Here is a 5,337-nt window from a genome sequence, read left to right as displayed (position 1 = left end):
CTGCGGATCCGGGACCGCGGGCTTGAACAGGAACGGCAGCAGATTGAACCGGCGCCGAGCGGCGTCGTCCACGCTCGACAGGCCGGGCTTGTTGTTGCCGATGATGAGCAGCTTCAGGACGGGTGTGAACTCGAACTCGTCCTGGCGCATGAACCGGGCGCGCATGACGTCGCCACCGGTGAGCTGCTTGATCCTGGCCTCGGCCCATTTTCGTCCCTGCTCGGTCTCCGAGGCAGTGACCAGGCGCGCACCGCGCAACGCCGCGATTTCCGTTGGGTGGCGGTCATGCTTCGACGCCGTGAACACCTCCATCGCGGCGTTGAGGGCGTAGTCGTTCAGGATGCCGGCCAGAACGTGGATGAACACCCCCTTGCCGTTGCCACCGCCACCGTAGGCGAAGCACAGCGCCTGTTCACTCGTGTCACCCGTCAGGCAGTAGCCAGCCCACTGCCGCAGGAAGCGAATGTAACCGGCATCGCCCTGAGTGACTTCGTCGAGGAAGCGTAGCCATTTCGGACAATCGGGCGCCTCAGCCGGCGCCACTGCGGCTAGCTTAGTCACCCGCTGCGCTGGAATCGCCTCACGCAACTCACCAGACCGTAGGTCGACCGTACCGCCGGGCGTCGCGAGCAGCCACGGATCGGCGTCCCAGCCCTCGATCGTCACTGCAAACGCCGGGTCGACCCGGGCGAAGCGCTCGACGCCCGCCGCGAAGCTCGTCTTGCTGGCGATGAAGCGCGTCTTGTCCGCCTCCCGAACCGACATCTCCCGGGCGAGCTCACGCGCCCATTGAAAGGCGATGCCGCTGCGGTTCGGCGCCCAAGCCGCGCCAGTCCAGACGTACCATTTGCCGGTGTCGTGACAGAACAGCAGCCTGCCGACGTGCCGCTCGGCAAACTGCCGAGCCGCCCAATCCTCGGTCAGCAGGTCGCCGTTGTCGTCCGCCCTCTTGCGCGGACGCTTGGCCTTCACCTCAGGTGCGGGACCGGCAGCTGTCGGTCCACCGTCATGGTAGAAGGGATGGTGCCGCTCGGGCCCCAACGCCTCCTCCATCTCGTCGAAGGGATCGCGCCTATCCATCGCGCCCTCGCATGTTCAGCGCGGCGTCAGCGCCATCGCGCTCAGCCTTCGCAAACTGCCGCGCCTGCAGATCCGCGGCGTTCTTCTCCTCAAGCATCTTGAGGATCGCTACGCCGTGCTTGAGGGCCGCGACCGCCCGGCGGGTCGAGTAGACCAAGCCGGCATCGTCCTTGGCCGCGGCGTAGTCGACGCCCATGCTGGCGTAGAACTGGACCTGCGTCAGGCACTCGGCCACGAAGTCACGCAGCGGCGCGGCCGTGCCGTAGTAGGGAGGCTCGCTCATGCATGATCCTCCACGTTCGGGGTGCAGTGGCGTGGCCGGGTTGGTGCGGTGATCGCGGCGTAGCTCGCCCAGATCCGGCGCCGGTCCAGCGGCGCCAGCTGATTCAGAGACGCCAGGGCATCGGGCAGGGTGGCTGCGTCTGCCTCTGCTTCCCGAAGCGCGGCGACGAGCTCGACGCTCCGCGGGCCGCACGACAGGTGTGCGATCGCCGTCAGACAGCGGAGGCGGGCGATGCGTTCGCTGGCTGTGATGGTGGGCGCGAACGGCCCCCAGGCGTCGGCGGCGGGGATCATCGTGCACCCCGCCAGCTGTCGACGGCGGGGAAAGCCAACTCGGCCACGACGCCAGCGATAGACGGCGTCAATCCGAACCGGGTGGCGATATAGTCTTGTCGAAGCGCCTGGGCTGGCGTAACTCTCGGAGTGTCCACCTGGCAGTAGACATTTTTGGAGACCCGCCGCAGCCCGCGCTGTGCGCGGGTTTTCTGCTTCATGGCTTAGGCGGCCTCCATCTTGGTAGCCTGCCGCGCGTCGAAGGCGTCGAGCGTGCTCTCTTCCCAGAGATGGCGGCCATTCAGGACCATGTCCGGCTTGGGAAAGTCGACTTTGCCCTCATGGACCCAGCGCCAGAGAGCCATCTGCGAGACGCCCCCATAGCGCCGCCGCACCTGCGAGCCTGTGAGGTAGATCTTCTGTCGATCTCTCATCGAACACCTCCAAACGCGCATGAACTCTCGCGCTCGAAAGCAATGTGCTTCGAACGGATACTTCCGTCTACGCTGATGATTGGGGGTCAGTTGCCCACACGTTTGTGTGGTCTACTGCCTATTACTTGCCCGCATGATTGTGTGGGCTTCTGTGGGTCAGTTGCCCACACACGGTTCAGGGGTTGTGCCGGTCGCCGAATTTCTCACGGTATGCCTTGCCGAAATCTGCGAGCGAAGGCCCAGATCTAAACTGAACCAGTCGCGCCAGCGCGCTGCTATCTACAGATTTTCCGTCGCCTTCAGCGTAGTTTGGGTTATCGTCAAAGATGATCTTTAGCTTACCGGCCTCGAATGCTGCTTCGCATCCGCCTCTGAGAAGTATGTCCCTTTCCCAGTCACGGAGCGTGGTCGCGGGAACATTCATCTGCGCAGCTACGCGTTGCTGTGCAATCTTCTTCGTTTGACCTTGCCCATGAAGGAAGGCGACATGCTCCAAGGCGCCAGCCCGCATCTGATCCTGAGACCATGCGTTGCCGTGGCGACCGGTGGCGATCGGGCGGACGATGTCGTGGGTCTCGCCCTCATCCAGCGCCGCGAGGGCGGTCCGCAGCTCGGTCAGCACCCAGCGCGGCAGCAGCACGGGCACAGGGTCGACGGCGGGCCGATGAGGATGCGGGCCGGCCTCTGAATGGCTGGTGAGATTGCCCTTCAACTCAAAGCGCGAACCCAAGAGCGACGCTCGCTCCAGAGCCGTGTTCCCCACATCGTCCTCCGCAATCCAGCCCCCAATCTCGATAGAGAGCAGCTGCCAGAGCATCCTTGCGCGGCTCGTAGCCACTATGGCGCCAACGATGTCATGCTGCGCCCTGGCCGCCTCCCAGTCTCCGCGTGCGGAGGCTATCGCTTCGATTGCTCGGATGGATCGAGACTCGTTGGCACCTTCATCGGCTGACGTCGGCAGGTACGAATCCCAAAGTTCGTCGAGCCGCGCCTTCTTCCAGGCCTCATCCATGAGCGGGCTCCTTGCCGACGATCGCCTCGACGTGCGCCGCCCAAGCCTCCAACGCGGCCCGCTTCTCGTCGAAGTACTGGTGACGGTTGTAGATGCCGGCCACTCCGCTCACAGCGCCCGAGGCGTGGTTCAGGATGGCCTCGGTGACGTGAATCGGCTGGCGCAGGCGGGACATGACGGTCGCCGCGGTCCGGCGCAGGTCGTGCAGCCGCCACGATGCGAGTTCGACACCATCAGGATCGCGCCCGGCCTCGACCGCCTCCTGTCGAGCGATCGCCAGCATGGCGGCGTCGAGTTTCGTCTTGTTCTTCGCGAAGTTGCTCGATGCGGTGGCGCCGTCGGTGGTCAGCACGAAGCCGGCCCGGCCGGCAATGCGCGGGGCGGTCGCTAGGATCTCGCATGCGGAGAAGGGGAGGGGCACCAAGTGCTCGCGGCTGTTCTTCGTCCGCGCCGCCGGCAACGTCCACAGCCCGTCCGCATCGACCTCGGACCACGTCATCCGGGCGACCTCGTCGCGGCGCTGGGCGGTCAGCAGCAGGAACTGAACGAGCGTGCCGAACGGGTAGCCAACCTTCTCGGCAGCCAGCCACACGAGACGCACCTCGGCGTCGCTCAGCACGCGCTCACGACTCTGCTCGGACAGCGGCGGCTTGAGCCGCAGGAACGGGGTCGTCTCAATGACCTCACGCTCCAGGGCCCAGTTGAAAAGGGCACGGGCCGCCGAGAACACGCGGTTGGCCCCGACACCCATGCCGGCATCCGTGAGCGCGTCCGTGAGGGCGATGGCGTCCTTGCGGGTGATCTCGCCGATGCGCCGGTCGCCCCAGCGCGCGACGACGTGGTTGCGTAGCAGCGCCTCGGCCTCTGCGGCGTATCGGGGCTTGCTGTTCGGCTTGAGGTGCCGCTCGACGTACTCGGCCGAGACAGCCCGCACGGTGTCGCGCTCGGCGGCCTGTGCGGCCTCGACGGCGGCCTTCTTCTCAAGGATCGGGTCCCGGCCGCGGGCTGCCATCTGCAGCGCCTCCCGGGCGGCCGCACGCGCTGCCGACAGGTCGAATAGCGGATACGGGCCGATCGTGAACTTCCGGGTCTTGCCGCCGAATCGGTAGCGCACCGCCCACGACTTCGCGCCGCTCGGCTGCACGACGAGGTAGAAGCCGGGGAGGGCGGCATCGGGGATTTCAAGCCGGCCCGCGGGCTGCGGCTTATGGCGTTCGACACTCTGCATGGTCAGGACCTTCGCGACCACCAGACTTTTCCCCTCGGGTAACAGCAGGGTATCGCAAATTGCCCGTTAAGGACCGTTCGCGGCTGTTAGCCATTGTGGGTGTATCTGGCCGGAAAGCCAAGCGAAGACAGTGCCTTGTGGTCGAAAATCTGATCCAGAATGTTTGGGACTGTTATTCCCGTCTACCAGACTACGAATCTGGGGGTCAGAGGTTCGAATCCTTTCGGGCGCGCCACTAATCTCAAGCACTTAGCGGGAAGAGACTATTCCGCTGCTTACCAGAGAATCGTCTTGGTAGGCGTATGATAAGCAAGTTCGAGAGCCTGCTTACCAGCGGCCTAATTCCTTCCGTTCCGCGATCGTACCGGGCACGCTCGATGCGCCCGGCCAGGTGGAGTGCCGCCAGGCTTCGTTCTCTGTCCCGCTGGCGGAGTTCAGCGGACTTGGCGGGCTGGGCCTTCTCGGCCGGAGAGGCCTCATGAGCGTTCTGTGAGGCTGGTACGCACCCGGTGCGCTGCCGCTGGCGCAGAACCTCCCCGACGATCTCGGCGGGCCGCCGCCCGTCGAACTGGCCAGCCGAGCGCTGCATCTCGGACAGCTCACCGTTGGAGGCGTGTTATAGAACTGCACGAGCCGCGTCCGGTTGTGCCTGTTGCTCAGCCTTCACGGCAGCGGCCTGGGCCTGTCTGGCGGTTTCCTGGGCCTTGAGTAGGGCGGCGCGGGCGCCAACCTGATCAGCCGACATGACCGCGTTCCGGCCGATAAACTCGGTCATCGGCACCAGGACTGTCTCTGTCTTCTTGCGAGCCCGCCGCTCTCGGTGTGCCAGGCGGTTACGATCCCGCAGCAGGTTCCGGCGAACTCGCAGGCTGGTCTCGGCTGGCGTCCGCACCATTAGGGCCTGTCGTCGCCTGAACGGACTGGCGGGGCTTGCGTTTTCCTCTTTCCAAGACAGGAGGGATGAAGCTGAGCGACGCGCAATGGTCTGAGTTGGAGCCGCCGGTCGAGGCGTGCCGTCCGAAGGCCAA

General features: G+C 65.3%; 6 protein-coding genes and 1 tRNA gene. 1 reads left to right on the top strand and 6 read right to left on the bottom strand.

What is annotated here, in order from left to right; translation table 11 throughout:
* From OXS49_RS32405 to OXS49_RS32380, 6 genes are all read right to left on the bottom strand, one after another.
* Positions 1–1,080: phage/plasmid primase, P4 family (locus OXS49_RS32405; RefSeq protein ID WP_267428627.1), on the bottom strand; the 1,080-nt coding region annotated here is incomplete at its 3' end.
* Entirely contained in the window at positions 1,073–1,363 is a 291-nt protein-coding gene (locus OXS49_RS32400) for a hypothetical protein (protein ID WP_267428626.1), read from the bottom strand. The genes OXS49_RS32405 and OXS49_RS32400, both read right to left, overlap by 8 nt.
* Positions 1,360–1,656 (bottom strand): hypothetical protein, encoded by a 297-nt coding sequence (locus OXS49_RS32395; RefSeq protein WP_267428625.1) that lies wholly within the window; start codon positions 1,654–1,656, stop codon positions 1,360–1,362. Before OXS49_RS32395 ends, OXS49_RS32400 begins: the two co-directional genes overlap by 4 nt.
* 203 nt (positions 1,657–1,859) lie before the next feature.
* Positions 1,860–2,069: a DNA-binding protein gene (locus OXS49_RS32390; protein WP_267428624.1), complete on the bottom strand. Its 210-nt coding sequence runs from the start codon at positions 2,067–2,069 to the stop codon at positions 1,860–1,862.
* Positions 2,070–2,244: 175 nt separating this feature from the next.
* Positions 2,245–3,081 carry a hypothetical protein gene (locus tag OXS49_RS32385; protein ID WP_267428623.1) on the bottom strand — a complete coding sequence of 279 codons (837 nt, stop codon included), beginning with the start codon at positions 3,079–3,081 and terminating at the stop codon, positions 2,245–2,247.
* Positions 3,074–4,330, bottom strand: a complete 1,257-nt coding sequence (locus OXS49_RS32380; protein WP_267428622.1) for a site-specific integrase — start codon at positions 4,328–4,330, stop codon at positions 3,074–3,076. Before OXS49_RS32380 ends, OXS49_RS32385 begins: the two co-directional genes overlap by 8 nt.
* Positions 4,331–4,430: 100 nt before the next feature.
* On the opposite strand from OXS49_RS32380, the gene OXS49_RS32375 reads away from it, so the two are divergent.
* A tRNA-Arg gene (locus tag OXS49_RS32375) sits at positions 4,431–4,544 on the top strand.
* Positions 4,545–5,337: the final 793 nt, after the last annotated feature.

Origin of the sequence: Methylobacterium sp. GC_Met_2 (assembly GCF_026540795.1) — a bacterium.
Lineage (GTDB): Bacteria > Pseudomonadota > Alphaproteobacteria > Rhizobiales > Beijerinckiaceae > Methylobacterium.
The sequence above is the reverse complement of the archived record's forward strand: the minus strand, read 5'-3'. Positions and strand labels throughout refer to the sequence as shown.

What these genes read in the sequence shown, in the direction of transcription:
- OXS49_RS32400 (WP_267428626.1), bottom strand. Translation starts at nt 1,363, where the DNA reads ATGAGCGAGCCTCCCTACTACGGCACGGCCGCGCCGCTGCGTGACTTC.
- OXS49_RS32395 (WP_267428625.1), bottom strand. Translation starts at nt 1,656, where the DNA reads ATGATCCCCGCCGCCGACGCCTGGGGGCCGTTCGCGCCCACCATCACA.
- OXS49_RS32390 (WP_267428624.1), bottom strand. Translation starts at nt 2,069, where the DNA reads ATGAGAGATCGACAGAAGATCTACCTCACAGGCTCGCAGGTGCGGCGG.
- OXS49_RS32385 (WP_267428623.1), bottom strand. Translation starts at nt 3,081, where the DNA reads ATGGATGAGGCCTGGAAGAAGGCGCGGCTCGACGAACTTTGGGATTCG.